The 20,699-nt window shown below is 42.2% G+C and carries 16 protein-coding genes; 13 read left to right on the forward strand and 3 right to left on the reverse strand.

All coding sequences use genetic code 11. The features are described 5' to 3' along the window. Positions 1–15 precede the first annotated feature (15 nt). Positions 16–1,137 carry an acyltransferase family protein gene (locus tag ACP2AF_RS05815; protein ID WP_425235295.1) on the forward strand — a complete coding sequence of 374 codons (1,122 nt, stop codon included), beginning with the start codon at positions 16–18 and terminating at the stop codon, positions 1,135–1,137. On the opposite strand, the gene ACP2AF_RS05820 is transcribed toward ACP2AF_RS05815, so the two are convergent. From ACP2AF_RS05820 to ggt, 3 genes are all read right to left on the reverse strand, one after another. Beyond that, entirely contained in the window at positions 1,129–2,052 is a 924-nt protein-coding gene (locus ACP2AF_RS05820; RefSeq protein ID WP_425235296.1) for an aldo/keto reductase, read from the reverse strand. The genes ACP2AF_RS05815 and ACP2AF_RS05820 overlap by 9 nt on opposite strands. Positions 2,053–2,145: 93 nt before the next feature. Then, positions 2,146–2,409, reverse strand: coding sequence for a hypothetical protein (locus tag ACP2AF_RS05825; RefSeq protein WP_425235297.1), 264 nt, complete (start codon positions 2,407–2,409; stop codon positions 2,146–2,148). A gap of 87 nt (positions 2,410–2,496) precedes the next feature. Then, positions 2,497–4,194 (reverse strand): gamma-glutamyltransferase, encoded by a 1,698-nt coding sequence (ggt, locus tag ACP2AF_RS05830; protein WP_425235298.1) that lies wholly within the window; start codon positions 4,192–4,194, stop codon positions 2,497–2,499. Positions 4,195–5,058: 864 nt separating this feature from the next. On the opposite strand from ggt, the gene ACP2AF_RS05835 reads away from it, so the two are divergent. The 12 genes from ACP2AF_RS05835 to ACP2AF_RS05890 all read left to right on the forward strand — a co-directional run bounded on the left by ACP2AF_RS05835 (position 5,059) and on the right by ACP2AF_RS05890 (position 20,641). After that, complete coding sequence (locus ACP2AF_RS05835; protein WP_425235299.1) at positions 5,059–5,568, forward strand: hypothetical protein; 510 nt, start codon at positions 5,059–5,061, stop codon at positions 5,566–5,568. A gap of 614 nt (positions 5,569–6,182) precedes the next feature. Next, positions 6,183–6,947: a sensor histidine kinase gene (locus tag ACP2AF_RS05840; RefSeq protein WP_425235300.1), complete on the forward strand. Its 765-nt coding sequence runs from the start codon at positions 6,183–6,185 to the stop codon at positions 6,945–6,947. A gap of 218 nt (positions 6,948–7,165) precedes the next feature. Beyond that, the gene (locus ACP2AF_RS05845; RefSeq protein ID WP_425235301.1) at positions 7,166–7,801 is read left to right on the forward strand and encodes a response regulator transcription factor; all 636 of its coding nucleotides are present in this window, start codon (positions 7,166–7,168) and stop codon (positions 7,799–7,801) included. Positions 7,802–7,917: 116 nt separating this feature from the next. After that, on the forward strand, positions 7,918–9,156 hold the full coding sequence (locus ACP2AF_RS05850; protein WP_425235302.1) for a hypothetical protein: 1,239 nt from the start codon (positions 7,918–7,920) through the stop codon (positions 9,154–9,156). A 118-nt stretch (positions 9,157–9,274) separates the two neighbouring features. Further along, positions 9,275–12,433 (forward strand): VPS10 domain-containing protein, encoded by a 3,159-nt coding sequence (locus ACP2AF_RS05855; protein WP_425235303.1) that lies wholly within the window; start codon positions 9,275–9,277, stop codon positions 12,431–12,433. A 4-nt stretch (positions 12,434–12,437) separates the two neighbouring features. Next, positions 12,438–14,195 carry an arylsulfatase gene (locus ACP2AF_RS05860; protein WP_425235304.1) on the forward strand — a complete coding sequence of 586 codons (1,758 nt, stop codon included), beginning with the start codon at positions 12,438–12,440 and terminating at the stop codon, positions 14,193–14,195. Between the two features lie 112 nt (positions 14,196–14,307). Beyond that, entirely contained in the window at positions 14,308–14,859 is a 552-nt protein-coding gene (locus tag ACP2AF_RS05865) for a CopD family protein (RefSeq protein WP_425235305.1), read from the forward strand. A 163-nt stretch (positions 14,860–15,022) separates the two neighbouring features. Then, complete coding sequence (locus tag ACP2AF_RS05870) at positions 15,023–16,429, forward strand: sensor histidine kinase (RefSeq protein ID WP_425238009.1); 1,407 nt, start codon at positions 15,023–15,025, stop codon at positions 16,427–16,429. 252 nt (positions 16,430–16,681) lie between these two features. Beyond that, complete coding sequence (locus ACP2AF_RS05875) at positions 16,682–17,464, forward strand: enoyl-CoA hydratase/isomerase family protein (RefSeq protein WP_425235306.1); 783 nt, start codon at positions 16,682–16,684, stop codon at positions 17,462–17,464. A gap of 19 nt (positions 17,465–17,483) precedes the next feature. Beyond that, positions 17,484–19,046, forward strand: coding sequence for a hypothetical protein (locus ACP2AF_RS05880; RefSeq protein WP_425235307.1), 1,563 nt, complete (start codon positions 17,484–17,486; stop codon positions 19,044–19,046). A 94-nt stretch (positions 19,047–19,140) separates the two neighbouring features. Next, positions 19,141–20,217 (forward strand): PA0069 family radical SAM protein, encoded by a 1,077-nt coding sequence (locus tag ACP2AF_RS05885; protein WP_425235308.1) that lies wholly within the window; start codon positions 19,141–19,143, stop codon positions 20,215–20,217. Between the two features lie 76 nt (positions 20,218–20,293). Next, a complete protein-coding gene (locus tag ACP2AF_RS05890) occupies positions 20,294–20,641 on the forward strand; it encodes a YciI family protein (RefSeq protein ID WP_425235309.1) in 348 nt (115 codons plus the stop codon). Positions 20,642–20,699 lie beyond the last annotated feature (58 nt).

The following is a 20,699-nucleotide window of genomic DNA, read 5'->3' on the forward strand; positions in this document are numbered from 1 at the left end:
ACAAAACGAACAATTATGATACGACGGTACGACTTGGATTGGCTGAGGGTTGGGGTCTTTGCCCTCCTCATTTTTTATCATGTAGGGATGTTTTTTGTCCCCTGGGGATGGCATATAAAGAATAATGTCATCTATGAATGGCCTACCTATCCTATGCTGTTTATAAATCAATGGCGTTTGCCCATCCTCTTTGTCATTTCGGGAATGGGAACCTATTATGCGTTGGGTAAACGTTCGGGAAAACAGTTTGCCTCGGAACGAATCCGAAGGTTATATATTCCCTTGGCCTTTGGGATGTTATTGATCGTGCCTCCACAGGTGTATTTGGAACGTGTTATAAATGGACAGTTTAGCGGAAGCTTTTTTGCCTTTTGGCCAAAACATGCCTTTACCTGGATCTATCCGGAAGGCAACCTAAGTTGGCATCACCTCTGGTTCCTTCCCTATTTGTTGGTATACTCCCTAATTTTATTACCTATATTCCTCAGATTACGGAACAATCCACAAAACGGACTGCTCCTGTGGGTACAAAAAAGGATAAAAAAACCATTTGGTCTTTTTTTGTTTTTGCCACCTCTATATTTGGCCGAGGCCTTTATGGAGCCTTTCTTTCCGGTTACCCATGCCTTGGTGGATGACTGGTTTACCTTTGTGAATTATCTGTTGTTTTTCTTTTTTGGTTTTGTATTGATTTCTGTTCAAGAGGTTTTTTGGAACATGGTAGGCCGGTACCGAAGATATTATCTGTATTGCGGTATTTTTGGATTCTCGGTATGGTTGTGTATCCGATTGCTGTTGGAGGATACAACGTTGGTTCACTTTACGGAGGCCTTTGTGAAGGTCTTTAATCTGTGGTCTTGGATTTTGGTCCTTTTTGGATATGCAGCTACCTACCTCAACAAAAAAAGCGAGTTGCTTTCCTATTGTAATCGGGCCGTATACCCATTTTATATACTACATCAGACCCTAACCATTATCATCGGGTATTATGTAATGGATTTATCCTGGTCCCTGTTTGCAAAAATCATAGTAATGAGTGTAGGGACTTTCGGTGGATGTTGGGTGCTCTATGAATTCCTTATTCGAAGATGGAAAGTTACCCGGTTACTGTTCGGTCTTAAACCTAAATCACAATGATTTTAAATAGGATACCATTTTCTCCCTACCTGAGGTATCGGGAAGGGCTCCATAACCTGCCATCATATTATCGATGACATGATGGGGTTTGGAAGTACCGGGAATGGCGCAGGTAACCGCTTCATGGGAAAGAATGAATTTTAAAAAGTATTGCCCCCAGCTTTTAATATCATAATCCGAACTCCACCCGGGCAACGATCGTCCCTTGACTTTTCGAAATAAAGAACCACTATCATAGGGTTGATTGATGATAACTGCGGTCCGGTTTTGTTGACAGGTATCCAAGAGCGACTTTTCTGCATGACGTGACAGGATGGAGTAATTGAACTGTACAAAATCCGGTTTTTCTTGACGGATAATTTTTTCTAGGGTTTCATGGGCGGAATTCACATAATGCGTCAATCCCCAATACCGAATCTTACCGGTTTCCTTCCAGGCCCGTAGTGTCTTTACATGGGTTTGCCAATCCACTAGGTTATGGATCTGCATCAGATCCATCGTGGAACGCCGCATTTTTTTAAGGGAGCTGTTCATCTGATCAATGCCGGCCTGCTTACCCGAGGTCCAGACCTTAGTGGCATAGAAAAAGGAGTTTTGACTGTCCAACGCTGCCGACACCTTGCCCACGGTGGCTTCCGAACTCCCATACATGGGCGAGGAGTCTATGACCTTACCACCCAATTTGTGCATTTCCAATAATACCTGCTGTCTTACCTTCAACGCTTCTGAGGAATTCCCAATGTCAAAAGTGAGCCAGGTACCCAACCCAACAATGGGCAATTGCTCCCCAGAACTGGGAATAGCCCTTTGGTGGATGCTTTCCTTTATCGAGAATGAAAATAGGGAAGGCAAAGTGGTCAGGCCCAATCCGGCAAGGCTAGAGAGTTTTAAAATTTCTCGTCTGGAATAGTGCATTACGAATGGCTTTTTGAAAGATGAACCTCAAAGTAGAACATTCTTGGCAAAGCCTATGTTAAGGGATTGTGAATTAATGGGACCATCCCATAATCAAGAGATTGCCCACCAAAGGCAATACAGGATAAAAGCAGTGACACTGATGGCCAAAAACCAAACGGTACGTGCTTCGCGCTTGTAATCCTTGATTTTTTGACGAATGCGCTTCATATCCTGATCTGTAGACTCCTTTAGATCGAGTTTGGTCACACCTTCTTGCCCGAAAACATCTCCCTTATCGCGAAGCTTGCGTTTTTTTAAAAGGTTTCGGTTGTTTTTTAAACTTGTAATAGCCCCTGCGATGCCTCCTCCTGCCATGATCTTGTAGTGTTAATTTAACTATTGGTAGTAGAAATGAAGGCTTTGTTACAAAAATGCAAAGAGCTGGTCTAGGCACGAATAACTTCAATATCCGGCCGCCTGCCCATCCTTACGGCTTTCAGAGGCTCCGTGATACACTTGGTTTTCTGCATCCCATAAAATGGCCTGATAGCCACCATAGGCACCACGCGTAAACCCTACTTTATGCCTTTTGTCCATTAATCCACGAACAGTGGAATATGGAATGCCAGACTCCACACGAACCTGTCCCGTACCTTCAGGAGTTTCCCCTGTAGGACTGTTGCCTCCGGTATGGTCCCAACGCGGGGCATCACCGGCTTCCTGTAAATTCATGCCGAAATCGATGAGGTTCATGACAATCTGGGAATGACCTTGTGGTTGGAAATCACCTCCCATAACCCCAAAACTTACAAAGGGTTGGCCATCCTTGGTGATAAAGGCGGGAATAATGGTATGAAAAGGTCGCTTTCCAGGTTCATAGGTGTTGGCCTGTCCACGCTTAAGGCTAAAAAGCTCTCCCCTATCTTGCAGCATAAAACCAAGTTTAGGGGGTACCATCCCGGAACCCATACCCCGATAGTTGCTTTGGATTAAGGAAATCATCGTTCCATTCTTGTCGGCAACGGTCATATAGATGGTCTCACCAGCACTAATTTCACCTGCTTCATAGCTATTGGCCCGTTCGCCAATCAATTTTCTTCGCTCCTCGGCATAGGTGTCGGACAGTAATTCCGCGATAGGGACGTTTACGAAATCCATGTCCGCATAGTATTTGGCCCGATCCTCGAAGGCCAATTTTTTGGCCTCGGTAAATAAGTGTAAATGCTCCGTACTGCCAAATTCAATATCGGAGAAATCGTAACCTTCCAAGATTTGTAACATTTGTAAGGCGGCAATACCTTGGCCATTGGGGGGGAGTTCCCAGACATCATATCCACGATAATTGACGGAAACAGGTTCTACCCATTCGGATCGGTGCGCTGCAAGATCTTTGGAGGAAAGGAATCCACCTTGTTCCTTGATGAACTTTCCGATAGTTTTTGCAATTTCCCCCTTGTAAAAGGCATCGCGCCCGCCTTCGGCAATTTTCTTGTAGGTATTGGCGAGATAAGGATTTTTGTAGATTTCCCCTTCATTAGGAAGTCGCCCGTTATTTTGTGCCATATAGGTGTCCTCGATGTTGAGGAACCCTTGCGATTCATAATACGGGATGGAACGTTGCATATAAAAAGCAATCAGTTCCGTTAACGGAAATCCCTTTTCCGCATAGTCGATAGCCGGACCCAAAAGCTCGGCCATAGGCTTGGAACCAAATTTGCCATGTAACTCGAACCACCCATCCACGGCCCCCGGCACACTTACCGGCAAGGGCCCAAGAGCAGGGATTTTCTCCATTTTTTCCTTTTCAAAATAATCCAAGGTTAGATCTTTGGGGGAACGCCCACTGGCATTGAGCCCATAGAGTTTCTGGGTCTTACCGTCCCAAACGATGGCGAACAGGTCACCCCCGATACCACATCCTGTTGGTTCCATAAGTCCAAGGGCGGCATTGGCCGCAATAGCAGCATCTATGGCATTGCCTCCTTTTTTCAGGATATCCACCCCAATTTGGGTGGCTAGGGGATGACTGGTGGCCACCATCCCGTTTTGCGCCAATACTTCAGAACGGGTCGCAAAGGGTTGGCCAGTTACCCGATCTTGGGCATGGCTTAGGTTGAAAGTGGTTAAAAGTGTAAAAACGCAAAGTAAAGAAGTTCTCATCCCGGCAATTTTTTTGAATCGCTCTAAAGTACAAAAAGTTGTATTGGGTAATTTGTTTTCTTTCCGATTTATCTAATGAAGGTCGCAGGCTTATTGGTCACTTCTTATATATCACCTAACACTTTTAATAGTTCTTATTGGGGAGATATGTTTTCGTTCATTTCTTTGTCTGCCCAAAGAAACGAACCAAAGAAAGGGACACTTTCCCGCAGGAATTTTTGCTCCGCAAAACCGGTGTCAAAACTTCGCCAAAAATGACTTGGTCATTTTTGGTGCCATTCGAAGCTTTTTTCACCTATTCTTCGGGAAAGATAGCCTTGAAAAGAGAGCTTTCGAATCATTCAATTTTAATTATGAAAATGTCAACATATAATACTGGAAAATTCCTAATGGCCTATGGTACAATGCCCTTTCCCGGTTCAAAATCCACCTGATTTTTAGAGGGGTATTTACCCCTTTTTCCACCGTCTCTCGACCCGTTTTCCTGTAGTCCTGAATTCTTAACTATTTGATATTCATACAAATAAAATAGTCATCATGACACGGCCATATCTTCCTTGCTTTTTTCGAATGCTTTTCTCTCCTACATTAGCCTTGAATTTAAAAGAACAAATCATGGAAGCAACATTGGATGAAAAATTACTTCAGAAAATCCATTATGGATTAATCATTGCGGTAGCTATTATTGGTATTATATTAATATGTGCCAGTATTTTTACCCATCTCTAAAGACAGGGATGAAAGGATGTCTCTAGAAGAATTCTATGTATCTTTAAGAGGCAAAGTTTATCGGCAAGTCTCATGAAATGAGCTTAGGATAAATTAACAAAACCGAACAACACACTAAACTTTAAAACATCGAATATGGAAACCAACAGAAACGCGCGAATTTTTATAGCGATTTTAATCTTGATTATTATTGCCTTACTCATCAATAATTGTACAGATCGCCCTTCTTCAAAGGAGATACCGCCCCCTTCCCAAACCATTAGCTTGGACCAAGCACAGAGACTACAGGAGGAATACGTGCGTACCAGAAGTGAAATCGTCAACAAAACTCTGGGTTTTGAGGATACCCGTGACTTTTGGTTCTCCCTGGATAGTTTGGAGCAGTATATCCGTTATGTCCGCAGTGAGAGCGCAAAGCAAGGGCTTGAAGATTTGGGACTACGTATTTTTTATGCCGCTTACCCTGAGGGAGGAAAAGAGCAATGGCCTGATCCAGGGTTCTCTACGGTTATTATTGTACCTACCAATGGGAAACCAAGTTTGGGCAATGGATTTTTTCCAATGCCACCAGTGCAATCTACTTCAGGTGGTATCCGGGCATATAATTATGGGGGCGCAGGAAAACCTCCCAAGAAGGTCCGATAAATAATGCGAATATCGGATCTTACTTATATTACTCATTTATTGGAATTCATCGCCGCACTGCTTGCCTTCATACATTTTAAAAAATTTAAAAATTCTAAAGAAAGATATTTTTTACATTTCCTGTGGTTTACTTTCGGGGTTGACCTAATTGGAGATATACTGGCAGACTTTTATGAAGTGCAGACTTATCCCATATATAATCTATATATGCTGGTAAGCTTTCTCTTTTATTTTTATTGGTATTACTTGATTTTGAAAAGAATAGATTTAAGGAAGATTATATTGGTTTTTGTCGCTCTTTTTGTTTGTGCCTTTTTGCTAAATTTCATTCTTCAAGGTTGGCAGATATACCATAAATATTCATTCATGACAGGGTCACTACTAACTTTGGTGTGTACCGTTTTTCATTTTTGGCAATTGTTGAATAGCGATGAGATTTTGGAAATAAAGTATAAACTTAGTTTTTGGATATCTACCGGACTACTATTATTCAATATAGGAATAATACCTATTGTATTGCTTTCTGATCATTTTAGTTTTAGTGAAATACAATATTATATTCTTATTATTACTTTAAATTTTATTCTTTACGGATGTTATAGTATCGGATTTTTATGGACCAAGGAGAAGTACAATCGTTCCTGATCGTTTTTTCCGCTATCGCTTTAAGCTTGGCGGTAACGGTGGTGATTCTCTTTGTCCTGTTTCAAAAACGGAAGAATCGGCTTTTAAAACAACAGGCCAGGGACAAGGAGGCTTTTGAAAAGGAACTTTCCGAAACCCAGATAGAGATTCGCGAAGAGACTTTGCGCAACATCAGCTGGGAGCTTCACGATAATATCGGCCAATTGATGACCTTGGCCAAGATTCAAGTCCAAATGGAAGGGAGTAAAACCCCTCAATTGGAAGAAGCCACGGAAACCATGGGCAAGGCCATTCAGGAGCTACGTGCCCTTTCCAAGCTTATTAATCCAGAGGCCTTAAAAAGCCTTTCCCTGGCCGAGGCAGTACAATTGGAAATGGACCGCTTTAACCGAATGCAGTTCCTAAAAGCTTCGCTTAAGGTAGAGGGGAGCCCAAATCCTCTCGATCCCAAAGAGGAAATCATATTGTTTCGCATCTTACAGGAGTTTTTTTCAAATACGGTAAAACACTCAAAGGCCACCGAACTTCAGGTCTTGCTTAACTATACGGATAGCACCTTGGCGATTGTTGCTAAGGATAACGGCGTCGGTTTTGAACAGAAAGTGGATGCTTATTCCGGTATCGGCTTAAAAAATATGCGAAATCGGGCCAAGTTGGTCAAAGCCCATTTGGAACTTTTCTCAGAAAAAAATAAGGGCACCCAATTAAAGATGACATATAATTTTGTAGATTGAACGTTCTTGCGAAAGACGATGGTCCTAGCAAGTTGCGCCAGTCCTCCTTTTTGTATGCTTTGATTTAAAATTGGACCAATTCGGAGGGTTGGAGCATGTTAGATTGAACCCCGAACAATAATGAGTTTACCAGGACATAAAAAAGTTCCCCTTGAACGTCTTAGGTCTTTTTTCCCTGAGCGAAGCGATTCTATCCCCATTTCCAAAAAGTGGATTAAATGACCTACTCCGTAGTCATTGTGGACGACCATACCCTACTTTCACAGGCCATAGCCGGGCTCGTGGACAGTTTTGGCAAATTCAAGGTATTGTACAACTGCAAAAACGGACAGGAATTACTGGATCGTTTTACAAGCCCCAAAAACATACCGGACCTAGTGTTAATGGACATTAACATGCCCATACTCAATGGTATTGAAACCACACAAATCCTAAAGACCGATTTCCCACAAACAAAAGTATTGGCACTTTCCATTGAGGAAGACGAAGGGACCATCCTAAAAATGCTTCGTGCCGGTGCCCGGGGTTACCTCATGAAGGATACCAAACGAGAGATATTGGAAGAAGCCCTTTTGAATATTGCCCAGAAAGGCTACTACCATACCAATACGGTAACCCAAATCCTGGTAGGTACCCTGGAGAAAAAGGAACCCATTGTGGACCTAAAGGACCGGGAATTGGAATTTTTACAATTGGCCTGTTCTGAGATGACCTATAGGGAAATTGCGGATGCCATGCACTTAAGCCCTAAAACCATTGAGGGTTATCGGGATGCGCTTCATGAAAAACTACATATTAAAAACCGGATTGGTTTGGTCCTCTACGCGATTCGCAACAAGATTTTTGAACCTTGAACCATCATAGGATAATCAAAAAAAGAATAGTAAATTAATCCAGTCATTGGGTTGACGTACTGAGTAGAGGCCGGGTAAGGAAATCTCTGTTTTATCTGCCTATTCAACTAGTTGGGATGTTCAAAAGGAATAAAAAATCCTTCTTAGGGCTATACCTTAAAACTTTTAGAAGAAAAGAAGTGAATAAGATCGGGTTTTTATGGAGTTTTTACCGTTTAGGCAAAGCATTGGTTTTATGCTTTGTTGTATGCCAATTTTACGCCTCCTGCTCGCTGTTACGGATTGAAAGTGAGCAAAAACCCCTGTCCATTAATGATTTAAACACTCGGCTGTTAACACAGTCTTTTGTTACCCAGGCCATGGATCGAACTGAAAATGCTGCGGATAGTATTGCCAAAATGGCCTTGGGCGACATCGAAATTCAGAAGAATACATTATTATGGAAAATAAGGACCGGGGAGGAGTTGAAACATATAGGATTCCAAACCTCTCCCAAGGTAGCCCTTACGGATGTTTGGTCCTATATGTTGGAGCTGCAAAACCTTATGGGTCAAAAGGATAGCTTGTTCCTATTTGGTCCCTATCAAAACATTGCCATCCAAACAACATCCCAAAATGCAACGGAAATTGAAAGGATTGCCCAAAGTGTACTTAGCACAAGGGATTTTATGGCATACAAAGCTTTTGTATCGGAATACTCAAAAACTCACCCCATAAACCGTAAAAAACTGAAGCATCAAACCATAAAGCAGGACTTTCTTAAGTTTAGGGATGTGCCGGATAGCCTTGGGATACAAACAGTGGGCACCTTGTCCGAAGTGGTAGCCGATGTTTCCAGTAAAGTGGATTTTAGTTCGGACCTCCTGGGGAAACAGCTCAAATGGCGTACCGAACTTTGGATGAAGGATAAGGGAATGGATTCCATGGAGATCCAGAAGCGAATAGCCAATTTTAATACGCAGGTGAATCGTTTATTGGAGATAGCGGAAAATTCTCCAGAGACCTTGGAAATGGCCGTTGTTAATTTTGTGGAACGCGTAGACCCTCTGTTCAAATCACTAAATGATGAACTGGGAATGGCGATGTTAAGCCTCTCCGAAGATCGGGTCGCCATAGACCGAATGGTAAAACGAGAGCGCATAGCCTTGGATTCACTACTAAAACGCGAACGTTTGGCCCTGACCGAGGAAGCAAGGACCCTTGCGGAAATCGGAGTCAAAAACGCAATGACGGAAGTACGAAAAACCATTTCCAGCACGCTCTTTTACCTATTGCTTATTATTGTTGCGGTTTTGGGAATTCCTTTTTATTTGGGTTTTCTTTTTGGCAAAAACCGAAAGGGAAAAAACAAATAAAGCTGTGTGCCAACGCTGTTTCAAGACCCGCGCAAAACCCTCCAAATTTTTAATAAATCGCTTTGAACTTGTTTCTTTTTCCCTACTTTTAAACTCATCGATTTTCAAAAAACTTACAATGAGAACATTGCTTTTAAAAGCGGGCTTTTGGCTGGTATTATCTTCCTTTTTTGTTCCTAAAGTGGAAGCTCAAAAAAGAAGAAAAACCGATCAACCAACACTTCAATTTCCCGAGAAACTCTATTCCAGTTTAACGTACCGTTTAATCGGGCCTTTTCGCGGTGGCCGATCTGCTGCGGTAACCGGAGTGCCGGGTAAACCCAATCTCTTTTATTTTGGGGCAACGGGCGGGGGTGTTTGGAAGACTGTGAACGGCGGCCGTACTTGGGAAAACATCTCGGATGGTTATTTCGGAGGAAGCATTGGAGCGGTGGAAGTAGCTCAAAGCGACCCCAACGTTATATATGTGGGAGGAGGTGAAAAGACCCTTCGGGGCAATGTTTCTTCGGGCTATGGAATTTGGAAAACCGAGGATGCCGGAAAAACCTGGAAATCGGCAGGGCTGGAAAAAAGTCGACATATACCACGGATTCGTATCCATCCCAAAAACCACAACATAGTCTATGCAGCAGTTTTGGGCAATATCTATAAGCCTACCCAAGATCGAGGAGTCTACAAAAGTATGGATGGTGGCAAGACTTGGGAGAAAATACTTTTTGTAAATGACCAATCCGGGGCTGTGGACCTAACCTTGGATCCAAACAATCCCAGAATAGTATATGCCTCAACATGGCGTGCCAAACGAACACCCTATAGCTTAAGCAGTGGAGGAGATGGTTCGGCATTATGGAAAAGCACGGATAGCGGGGAAACTTGGTCCGAAATTTCTAAGAACGAAGGTTTTCCCAAAGATACTTTGGGCATTATAGGGGTGACGGTTTCACCTAAAAATTCCGAACGGGTCTGGGCCATTGTAGAGCAAAAGGAAAAAGGCGGTCTGTATCGAAGCGATGATGGGGGTAAAACATGGGAACAGGTAAACGATGAACGTAAACTGCGCCAACGTGCTTGGTACTATACTCGCGTCTACGCCGATACCGAAGATGAGGATGTGGTTTATGTATTGAATGTACGCTATCACAAGTCTACCGATGGAGGTAAAACTTTTAGCACTTTCAATGCCCCTCATGGGGATCATCATGATTTATGGATAGCTCCAGAGAATTCGAAAAGAATGATTATTGGAGATGATGGCGGCGCCCAGGTTTCCTATGATGGGGGAGATACTTGGAGTACCTATTACAATCAACCTACGGCACAGTTTTATCGGGTAACTACGGACAATGCATTTCCCTACCGGATTTATGTGGCTCAGCAAGATAATTCTACCATTCGCATTAACCATAGAAGTGATGGAAGCAGCATTGGCGAGGATGATTGGGAAGAAACGGCGGGTGGCGAAAGCGCACATATTGCGGTGGATCCGACCAATAATGATATTGTGTATGGCGGAAGCTACGGAGGGTTTTTGACAAGGGTAAACCATAAGAAGAACACAACACGGGGGATTAATGTATGGCCAGATAATCCTATGGGGTATGGGGCAGAGGGGATGAAATATCGCTTTCAATGGAACTTTCCCATTATTTTTAGCAAGCACGATCCCAAAAAACTATATACGTTTTCCAATCATGTACATAGGAGTACCAATGAAGGTCAAAGTTGGGAGTTATTGAGTGATGACCTTACACGAAACGATTCTTCAAAATTGGTCAGTAGTGGGGGGCCGATTACCCAGGACAATACCGGGGTGGAATATTATTGCACCCTATTCGCGGCCAATGAGAGCCCGGTAAAGGAGGGCCTAATTTGGGTTGGTAGCGATGACGGATTGATTCATGTTACCCAAGATGGAGGAGAAACCTGGGAAAATGTAACCCCGGCAGAGATGCCGGATTGGACCATGGTAAATAGTATTGAACCATCTGCTTTTGAAGTAGGCACCTGTTATGTGGCAGGCACGCGTTATAAGTTGGGAGATTTTCAGCCTTATCTCTATAAAACCACGGATTTTGGAAAGACTTGGAAAAAAATAACAAATGGTATAAAAAATGAACATTTTACTCGTGTACTCCGGGAAGACCCAAAAAGAAAGGACTTGCTGTATGCCGGTACGGAAACCGGCATGTACATTTCCTTTGATGATGGTGCTAACTGGCAACCGTTTCAACTCAACCTCCCTATTGTTCCCATTACGGATTTAACCATAAAGGACAACAATCTTATCGTTGCCACCCAGGGCCGTAGCCTGTGGATTATGGATGACTTAACGGTGCTCCATCAATTGCAGGATGATATTAAGAACAAGGCGGCATACCTATTTGGACCCAAGGACAGTTACCGGACCAAGGGCGGTACTATTGAGAAGCCTTCCCTTACCGAGGGAGAAAATCATCCCAATGGGGTAGTCACCCACTTTTATATACAAGACTTGATGGAAAAGGATAGTGTGCAGCTAACCTATTTGAATAGTGCCGGAGACACCTTGGCAGTATTTAAAAATTCGGCAAAAGGGAAAGATGAAAAACTGGAAATCAAGAAAGGGGGAAATACCCATGTTTGGGATACCAAGGGCAAAGGAGCCGAGAAACTTGAGGGTATGGTCTTGTGGTGGGCCAATCTTGATGGACCGAAAGCCGTTCCCGGAACTTATAAAGTATCTTTGAGTATCAATGGTTTGGAACAGTCACAGCCGTTTACGATACTGCCCGATCCTCGCGCAGAGGTTTCGGTAGCCGATATGCAAAAGCAATACGATTTTGTAAGTGATATAAACGCTAATGTGAACAAGGCCCATGAATCTATCAAGAAAATCCGAAAGATCAATGAACAGTTGGAAGCCTTTTCAAAACAATACGCTTCCACTCCGCTCAGCGCAAGTAATGGGGAACAAATAAAAAAATTGGTTGAGCAAGCTAAAACCATGAAAGAGAAATTCGGGGAAGTGGAAAAGGCCTTATATCAAACGAAAAATCGTAGTGCTCAGGATCCATTGAACCTCCCTATTAAATTGACCAACAAATTGGGACATTTGAACAGTCTGGTGACTCTGGACGACTTTCCGCCTACAGATCAGGATATTGCCGTGAAAAATGAGTTGACCACCAAGATCAATGCTCAACTTGAAGCCTTTGATGCCTTGATTATCCAAGAAATCAAGGCCTTTAATTCAGCTTTCAATAGTTTGCAATTGAATTATTTATTTGTAGAAGATTAAGATTATGCAGAAACCAATAAGCCTTTTACTACTTTTTGTTGTAATTCATTTTTTGCCTATGCTATCCACGGCACAGCGCGGTGAAAAACCTAATGTGATTCTGATTATTACCGATGACCAGGGCTATGGGGATTTAGGAATTACGGGCAATCCACATGTTAAGACACCTACCTTGGATGCTTTTGCCAAAGAAAGCGTTCGTTTTACCAATTTTTACGTGTCCCCGGTTTGTGCTCCGACCCGGGCCAGTTTAATGACGGGGAGATATTCCTTACGGACCGGGATTAGGGATACTTATAACGGCGGGGCGATAATGGCCTCCAATGAAGTTACTATTGCAGAAATGCTGAAACAGGCCAACTACCGAACCGGGATTTTTGGAAAATGGCATTTGGGGGATAACTATCCCAGCAGGCCTCAGGATCAGGGTTTTGATGAATCTGTTATCCACCTAGCAGGCGGTATGGGTCAAGTAGGGGATTTTACCACTTACTTTAGGGGTGATAGGAGTTACTTTGACCCTGTTCTTTGGCAAAATGGAAAACAAGAGGCATATACCGGCTATTGCAGTGATATTTTTACGGATCAGGCGATTCGTTTTATAGAAAAGAGCAAATCTGATCCTTTCTTCTGCTATCTTTCCTTTAATGCCCCCCACACCCCTTTGCAGGTCCCACAAGAATACTATGATCGGTATAAGGACATTGACCCTTCTTCAGGATTTGAAAATGATGACCGACCTTTTACGAAGATGACCGAAAAGGACAAGGAAGACGCGCGTAAAGTGTACGCTATGGTCAGTAATATTGATGATAACCTGGCCAAGTTGTTCCAAAAATTGAAAGAATTAAAGCTCGAAAAGAATACCCTCGTTATTTTCATGACCGATAACGGTCCGCAACAAGTGCGCTATGTCGCCGGAATGAAAGGTAGAAAGGGTAGTGTTTACCGAGGCGGGGTAAGAGTCCCTTTTTACCTCAGGTATCCTCAAGAAATAAAGGGAAATTGGGACATTGAAACCACAACTGCTCATATTGATGTGCTTCCTACACTTGCGGAGATTTGTGGTTTGGAAATACCCAAGAACAGAAAGCTGGATGGGAGAAGCCTTTTGCCCTTGATTCAGAAAAAGGCAAATTGGCCGCAACGCCCCCTCTTTTTCTACTGGACACGAAAATATCCCGTACGGTATATTAACATGGCTTTGCAGCAAGGCCCCTATAAATTAGTAGCTCAGACGAATTTCAATGCTTCGCTTCAGGATTTTGAGCTATACCATGTTTTGGACGACCCCTATGAGCTAAAAAACCTAGCCAAGGAAAAAACGGACACGGCACAGCTGCTTAAAGATAAGATGGACGAAACCTATGAGGAATTGATCAATTCAGAAAATTTATTGAACCCACCGCCCATTGTTGTGGGAACCCAGAATGAGAACCCAATTTTTTTGAATAGAAATGATGCCGGTGGAGAACGGGGTATCTGGAATCAGGAGGAAGTTTTTGGGAAATGGAACGTAGTATTGAAAGAGGGCAGATATAACATCAAATTTAAGTTTGTAGAACCCATTAAAAAGGGAGGCAAGATGTTTTTGGAGACGGGTTCCTTGATCAATACCTTTGAAAACGATATAAATGGAACGGATAGCATTGAAATGACTGGGGTGTCTCTACCGAATATGGAATGTGATCTTATTCCTTTTTACGCTATTGGTGGCAAGCGTATTTTTCCATTTTGGGTAGAAATGGAACGAATTCGATAAAAAACAATATGTCTTATTACTTCAATGTCACGCAGAGCGGATATGCATAAATCCCTAACTTTGAACCTTGAACCTTGAACCTTGAACCTTAAACCTTAAACCGTATTCTCCCGTGTCTGAATATTACAACTACATCAAGGCGCTTCACCTTATTTTTGTGGTTACTTGGTTTGCGGGACTGTTTTATATTCCGCGCTTGTTCATCTATCACATTGAAGCTTCTCTAAAACCATCTCCTGAAAAGGAAATCCTCAGTGATCAATTAAAACTAATGACCAAACGTCTTTGGTATATCATAACCTGGCCCTCTGCCGTGCTCTGTACCTTGTTCGCAATTTGGTTGCTAGTGATTATACCGGGCTGGTTGGAACAAGGCTGGATGCATATAAAACTTGTCTTTGTCCTATTGTTGTTTGTGTATCAACTTAAATGCCATCAGATCTTTAAGCAACTGCAAAGGGACGAAATAAAGTACACCTCTAAATTTATGCGCATTTGGAACGAGGGAGCTACCTTGATTCTTTTTGCTGTAGTTTTTTTGGCCATTTTAAAGAGCACGTTTAGTTGGGTTTTTGGTTTGGTCGGTATTTTAGGGCTGGGTATTTTTTTGATACTGGGCATTAAGCTCTATAAAAGGATACGGGACAAGAACCCAAATGCATAGTAAAGCCTCAAAGTATAAATTTCAGATTAATCCTTTTGGAATTTGCCCTTTTTGGAAATTTGAAATTTTGGCAAAGCCAGCTTGGTGCGATATTTGCTAACTTTGTCTAAACGCGGTATCTGTGTTCAAAAAACTCTCCCTAAGATCAAGAATCTTTGTGGCCATGATTCTCTTGGTTGTTATTCCATCCGGATTAATTACCGCTGTTGCAATCTTTCAATATCGGGAACAACGGAAAGATTATCACAAGGTGAGGCTTGCCCGTAAGGAAGGGCAGATCAAGCAAAGTGTAAACTACACCCTTCAGAATACCACCTATCCCATCACAACTGGGAATTTAGGATTGATTTTTAAGGAAGACATCTATCAGATAGCGGACGTCCAGAACCAAAATTTTAATATTTACGATCTGTCCGGTGAATTAATCAAAAGCTCAAGGCCCAAATTTGTCGTAGATTCCGTAGCCATGTGTCTTGATGTTGAGGTGTTGGACCAGCTCATAGAAAGTATCGATAAGCGTTACATAGAGGAGAACTCGGCTGCCGGGGACGATTATCAATCCTCATATACCTATATCACCGACCTTAAGTTCAAACCTATCGGAATTTTGAACTTACCGTATTTTGAGGACAACTCTTTTTACGACAACGAACTACAGGAGTTCTTAATGCGTTTGGGTGGGGTGTACCTTCTCATGCTGGTCACGGCGATTGGTTTCGCCTATTTTGTCTCCAAGTATACAACCCGTTCCTTAGAGACTATTTCGGACATGCTGGGCAGGACCGATCTGAACAAAAGAAACGAGAAAATTTTAATCGATGATCCCAGTGAGGAAATTGAAAAATTGGTGACCTCCTACAATGCAATGATTGATGAACTGGAGCATAGCGCTGCCAAGTTGGCCAGGAGCGAACGGGAACAAGCCTGGCGAGAGATGGCCAAACAGGTAGCCCATGAAATTAAGAATCCTCTAACGCCCATGCGACTAAGCGTACAGAGTTTTCAGCGTAAGTTTGATCCCAAAGATCCGGACATGGAAAACAAGATCAACGAATTTTCGAAGACCTTGATTCAACAAATAGATACCATGAGCAGCATTGCATCGGCTTTTTCAAACTTTGCCAAGATGCCTGCCCAGCAGAACGAAACGCTAAATGTCGTAGCCATTGTGAAGCTCGCCCTGGATATTTTTAATGAGGATTATATTCATTTCATTTCGAACGAGGAGAAAATCATTGCCAAATTAGATCGTACCCAATTGATTCGAGTGGTCACCAATCTGGTTAAAAACGCCATACAGGCCCTGCCGGATGTTGAGACGCCACGTATTCTGGTCTCTGTATCTTCGGAGAGAGATTCAGTAAAGATTTCGGTAGCGGACAATGGGATAGGCATATCGGACAGTTTCCGGGAGAAGATTTTTGAACCAAAATTTACAACAAAGACCAGTGGTATGGGGCTCGGTTTAGGTATGGTAAAGAATATTGTGGAAACCTATAACGGCAGTATCGATTTCACTTCTCAGCCTGGTAAGGGCACAGTGTTTACGGTTAAATTCCCCAAGGCCTAATGTTTTCCTTTCGGAGATTAATAGGGCGGTTAATTGGTTTCGTAGGAGGATTTTCAAGATGGGTTGTCGGAACAATTTGGCGGACATTGTTCCGGAAACAAAAGTATAAATTAAGGGACTATGTGCACGGAATACATAATCCAAAAGATTTTTTACGGGGAATGGATCATGCTATTGCGAATTATCTTGTTGGATTAACCGTAATTATAGCTTTATTTTGGCTTGTAAGTTTTACTAATGAGTTGATTTAAAATGAGCAATAAAAATATCAAAGTTGTAGAAGAAAGCCCTATCGCAATTGTTACCATCAATCGCCCTAAAAAATTGAATGCCCTAAATCAGGAAACCATACGGGAACTGCACGACGCCTTCAAAAATCTGGATACAAAAAAGGAAGTAAAGGTTATTATCCTAACGGGTAGTGGGGAAAAAGCTTTTGTAGCCGGAGCGGATATTTTGGAATTTGCGGATTTCACGGTAAAAGAGGGAAACAACCTGGCCGCGAAGGGCCAGGAACTGTTGTTCAATTTTGTCGAAAATCTTTCTACCCCTGTCATTGCCGCAATTAATGGTTTTGCCCTTGGTGGTGGTTTGGAATTGGCCTTGGCCTGTCATTTTCGTGTGGCTAGTCATAATGCCAGGATGGGGCTTCCGGAGGTTTCATTAGGACTGATTCCAGGTTATGGGGGAACCCAACGCCTGCCGCAATTGGTAGGCAAGGGACGGGCCATGGAGATGATCATGACCGCTGGAATGATAGATGTGGAACGGGCTGTGGAATTTGGTCTGGTCAACCATGTGGTCTCCCAAGAAGAGCTTTTGTCCCATTGTAAAAAACTGGCCAACAAAATAGCGAATAACTCATCCGTTGCCATATCCCACGCAATAAAAGCCGTAAATGCCAGTTTTAAGAATACTATTAATGGATATGCCGTTGAAATTGAAGCCTTTGGAACATGCTTTGGAACTGCCGATTTTGAAGAAGGAACTTCGGCCTTTTTGGAAAAGCGCAAGGCCGATTTCCCCGGTGAATAGTATATCTTAAATCCTACTTATGATCAAGAGAAGAAGTCTTTCCTTTTGCTTTTTCCTGTTATTCGCTTTGACCATCATAGCCCAGGAAATTCCCATACAACACGTATTGGGCGAAAAATATAACGATAGATATAAATACTCCAATCTTTTAACAATCGCCAAGGATGGCGAGGGAGGCTCCGTCTTAGTACGCTCCTATTATCAAGGTATAGTACTTAGGCCCAAAGGATATTTTGTGGAACGTTATGATGAGAACCTCCAATTGGTTTCAGAGTACAATTACAAGCTTAAAAATGCCAATTTTGTAGATGGTTATGTACGTAACGGCCAGGTATACCTTCTTTTTCTAGATTACAACTACGCAACACAGGCGTACGATTACACGATTCACAGAAGTCCTATATCCGAATATAACTTTACCAAAGAGACTTTAATTTCCATTCCTTCCAAGGAGGTTAGAAATCCATTGGACAAAAACTATTACAATCGAAACTTTTCCTCCGGATTTACCACTTCGGTACTGTTTGATCCGGCAAAATCAGGTTTTGCAATTACAACACATTTTAAAAAAGGAAAAAACAATAAACATTTCATCCATGTTTTCAATGCCAATTTGGAAAAATTAATGGAACATGATTTTTCGGCTGAGGTGGAGGAAAAGAATTATGCTTTTGAGAATATCGCATTTTCAAAGAATATGGACAAGGCATTTTTAATTGGAAAATCCTACTTCAAAAAACGAAGGTTCAATGCCTTGGAACGGAAATTCCAATACGAGCTTGTTCAAGTGTCCCGGGAAGGAGGAAAAACACAGACTTTTGACTCCCCTGGAAAGTTTTCGGAAGGGTTGATACCGCTTGTAGCTGGGGACAAGATTTTATGTGTAGGCTTTTATGCGGACCGTAAAAACAATCGCTATAACGGATTGGCTTACTTTGAACTTGCATCCGGAAGCCTACAGCTTGTATCCAAAAAATACAATCCTTTCTCGGAACAGTTTATGATGGACAAATTTGGTCGTGATGATGACAAGGAAATAAAGAACCTTGTTTTTAAGAATGCCACGATAAATCCGGACGGTTCCATACTATTCAATGCAGAAGAGTATTTTATGACCTCTAGTATTCAGGCCAATTCAAGCGGGGGCCGTGTTAAAATTGAGCGCTACCATCATAATGACATCGTCAGTGCAAAATTGGATGCCAATGGAGATGTCGTTTGGACCCGAAACATCAATAAATCCGAAGTGACCCAAGGGGATGGCGCATATGCGTCCTATAGTTCATATGTTCACAGTGGAGACACCTACTTTTTCTTGAGTACCTCTTCGGAGAATCCACAGCTTTTGAGCGGTGAACGTCTTTTGTTCAAACAAGGCCTTAGTCGTAACCGAAATGTATTTGTCATTAAACTGGATACAAATGGGCATATCAGCTATGAAAAATTAATTGATGACAAGGAAGCCCGTTTGCCTTTAATGGTGTCCAAACCGCTGATCAACAAATCGGATGATGCCTTACTTTTCTACGCCAAGCGAGGTTCCAAAAAACAACTCGCCAAGGTTTCCATTGAAGGACGTTAATCTGCAACTACCTTATCACACTTTCTGTTAATTAACAAATTTGTTGTTTTCTATTTTGGATTAAATCCATAAATTTGGAATAAATCCAAAAAATTTGAAAGAAGAAGATTACATCAAAGGCCGAGGGGCTCAGCAAAACGTGCCCAACAGATTTCTTAAATATATTTACGAAACCCGGGATGATTTTCTGGAGTTTTGTCGTATGGAAGGGGAGGAGGCGGACAAAAACAAGACCCAATACATTCCCATATTTCCCAAAACTATAGTGAACAAGGTAACCAGTCCGGACGTGGGAATGATGTATTCCATGAATCCCTATCAAGGTTGTGAACATGGTTGTATTTATTGCTATGCCCGTAATACCCATGAATTTTGGGGCTATGGTGCCGGACTCGATTTTGAACGCAAGATTCTAATCAAGAAAGATGCCCCAAAACTGCTCGAGGCCAAACTGCAGCATAAGAACTGGAAGGCGGAGACCATAGTGATGTCTGGCAATACAGATTGCTATCAACCCGCTGAGAAAAAGTTCAAGATAACCAGAGGCTGTTTAGAAGTGTTCTTAAAGTACAGGCATCCCGTTGGTATGATTACCAAAAATGCTTTAATTTTAAGGGACTTGGATATCCTTTCTGAACTGGCAAAAAATAAATTGGTAGGGATAAACGTTTCCATAACTTCCCTTTCTGAAGAAACACGAAGAATTTTGGAACCTAGAACTGCCACAATTAAAAGAAGACTGGACACTATTAAGACCTTGTCCGAAAACAATATTCCGGTAAACGCTATGCTGGCCCCGATTATCCCAGGTATCAATAGCCACGAAATCATGAATTTGGCCAAAGCTGTCGCTGACCATGGTGCATTGTCATTTGCCTTTACAGTAGTGCGCCTTAATGGAGCAATAGGGCAAATATTTACGGATTGGATAAAAAAAACGTTACCGGATAGGGCCGAAAAAGTATTGCACCAGATTCAAGAGTGCCATAACGGAACGTTAAACGATAGCCGTTTTGGAATACGAGGTAGGGGTGAAGGTAAAATAGCCACCCAGATCCATGATTTGGTGCACTTGGCAAGACACACTTATTTTAAGGATAAACCGCCTTTTCCTAAATTGAACAAAAAACTACATGAGCGATATAAGAAAGGACAGATGAAATTGTTTTAGAAATTTTTTAAGTTTTTGTCCAATTCCTTAAGGAGGAATACGTCTTTAGCATATAATAATCTTTAAAAGAACAATCATGAGTAATTTTTTATTTTTATTTAGAGGAGGAAATCGGGCAAGAATGGAGGAATCGCCTGAGGCCATGCAAGAGCATATGCAAAAATGGGGCGCTTGGATGGGAGGATTAAAGGAAAAAGGACAGTTGGTAGACGGCTTACCATTGTCCAAGGAAGGAAATGTAGTCCACAAGGCAGGAGAAGTAATAACCGATGGTCCTTTTGCAGAGGGGGCAGAAGTTGTGGGCGGCTATCTTATTGTTTCTGCGGAGGGCCAAAATGAGGCTGTTGAAATTTCCAAGGGATGTCCCATTTTTGAACACGATGGAAATGTAGAGGTTCGAGAGATAATGTCCATGGACATGTGATTCTAAGAGAAGACTATCGCCACAAAGTCCGATTGTTTTATTCGGACTTTTTACTTTT

It is taken from the genome of Ulvibacterium sp. (assembly GCF_965248315.1).
Taxonomy (GTDB): Bacteria; Bacteroidota; Bacteroidia; order Flavobacteriales; family Flavobacteriaceae; genus Ulvibacterium.

What these genes read in the sequence shown, in the direction of transcription:
- ACP2AF_RS05815 (WP_425235295.1), top strand. Translation starts at nt 16, where the DNA reads ATGATACGACGGTACGACTTGGATTGGCTGAGGGTTGGGGTCTTTGCC.
- ACP2AF_RS05820 (WP_425235296.1), bottom strand. Translation starts at nt 2,052, where the DNA reads ATGCACTATTCCAGACGAGAAATTTTAAAACTCTCTAGCCTTGCCGGA.
- ACP2AF_RS05825 (WP_425235297.1), bottom strand. Translation starts at nt 2,409, where the DNA reads ATGGCAGGAGGAGGCATCGCAGGGGCTATTACAAGTTTAAAAAACAAC.
- ggt (WP_425235298.1), bottom strand. Translation starts at nt 4,194, where the DNA reads ATGAGAACTTCTTTACTTTGCGTTTTTACACTTTTAACCACTTTCAAC.
- ACP2AF_RS05835 (WP_425235299.1), top strand. Translation starts at nt 5,059, where the DNA reads ATGGAAACCAACAGAAACGCGCGAATTTTTATAGCGATTTTAATCTTG.
- ACP2AF_RS05840 (WP_425235300.1), top strand. Translation starts at nt 6,183, where the DNA reads ATGGACCAAGGAGAAGTACAATCGTTCCTGATCGTTTTTTCCGCTATC.
- ACP2AF_RS05845 (WP_425235301.1), top strand. Translation starts at nt 7,166, where the DNA reads ATGACCTACTCCGTAGTCATTGTGGACGACCATACCCTACTTTCACAG.
- ACP2AF_RS05850 (WP_425235302.1), top strand. Translation starts at nt 7,918, where the DNA reads ATGTTCAAAAGGAATAAAAAATCCTTCTTAGGGCTATACCTTAAAACT.
- ACP2AF_RS05855 (WP_425235303.1), top strand. Translation starts at nt 9,275, where the DNA reads ATGAGAACATTGCTTTTAAAAGCGGGCTTTTGGCTGGTATTATCTTCC.
- ACP2AF_RS05860 (WP_425235304.1), top strand. Translation starts at nt 12,438, where the DNA reads ATGCAGAAACCAATAAGCCTTTTACTACTTTTTGTTGTAATTCATTTT.
- ACP2AF_RS05870 (WP_425238009.1), top strand. Translation starts at nt 15,023, where the DNA reads ATGATTCTCTTGGTTGTTATTCCATCCGGATTAATTACCGCTGTTGCA.
- ACP2AF_RS05875 (WP_425235306.1), top strand. Translation starts at nt 16,682, where the DNA reads ATGAGCAATAAAAATATCAAAGTTGTAGAAGAAAGCCCTATCGCAATT.
- ACP2AF_RS05880 (WP_425235307.1), top strand. Translation starts at nt 17,484, where the DNA reads ATGATCAAGAGAAGAAGTCTTTCCTTTTGCTTTTTCCTGTTATTCGCT.
- ACP2AF_RS05890 (WP_425235309.1), top strand. Translation starts at nt 20,294, where the DNA reads ATGAGTAATTTTTTATTTTTATTTAGAGGAGGAAATCGGGCAAGAATG.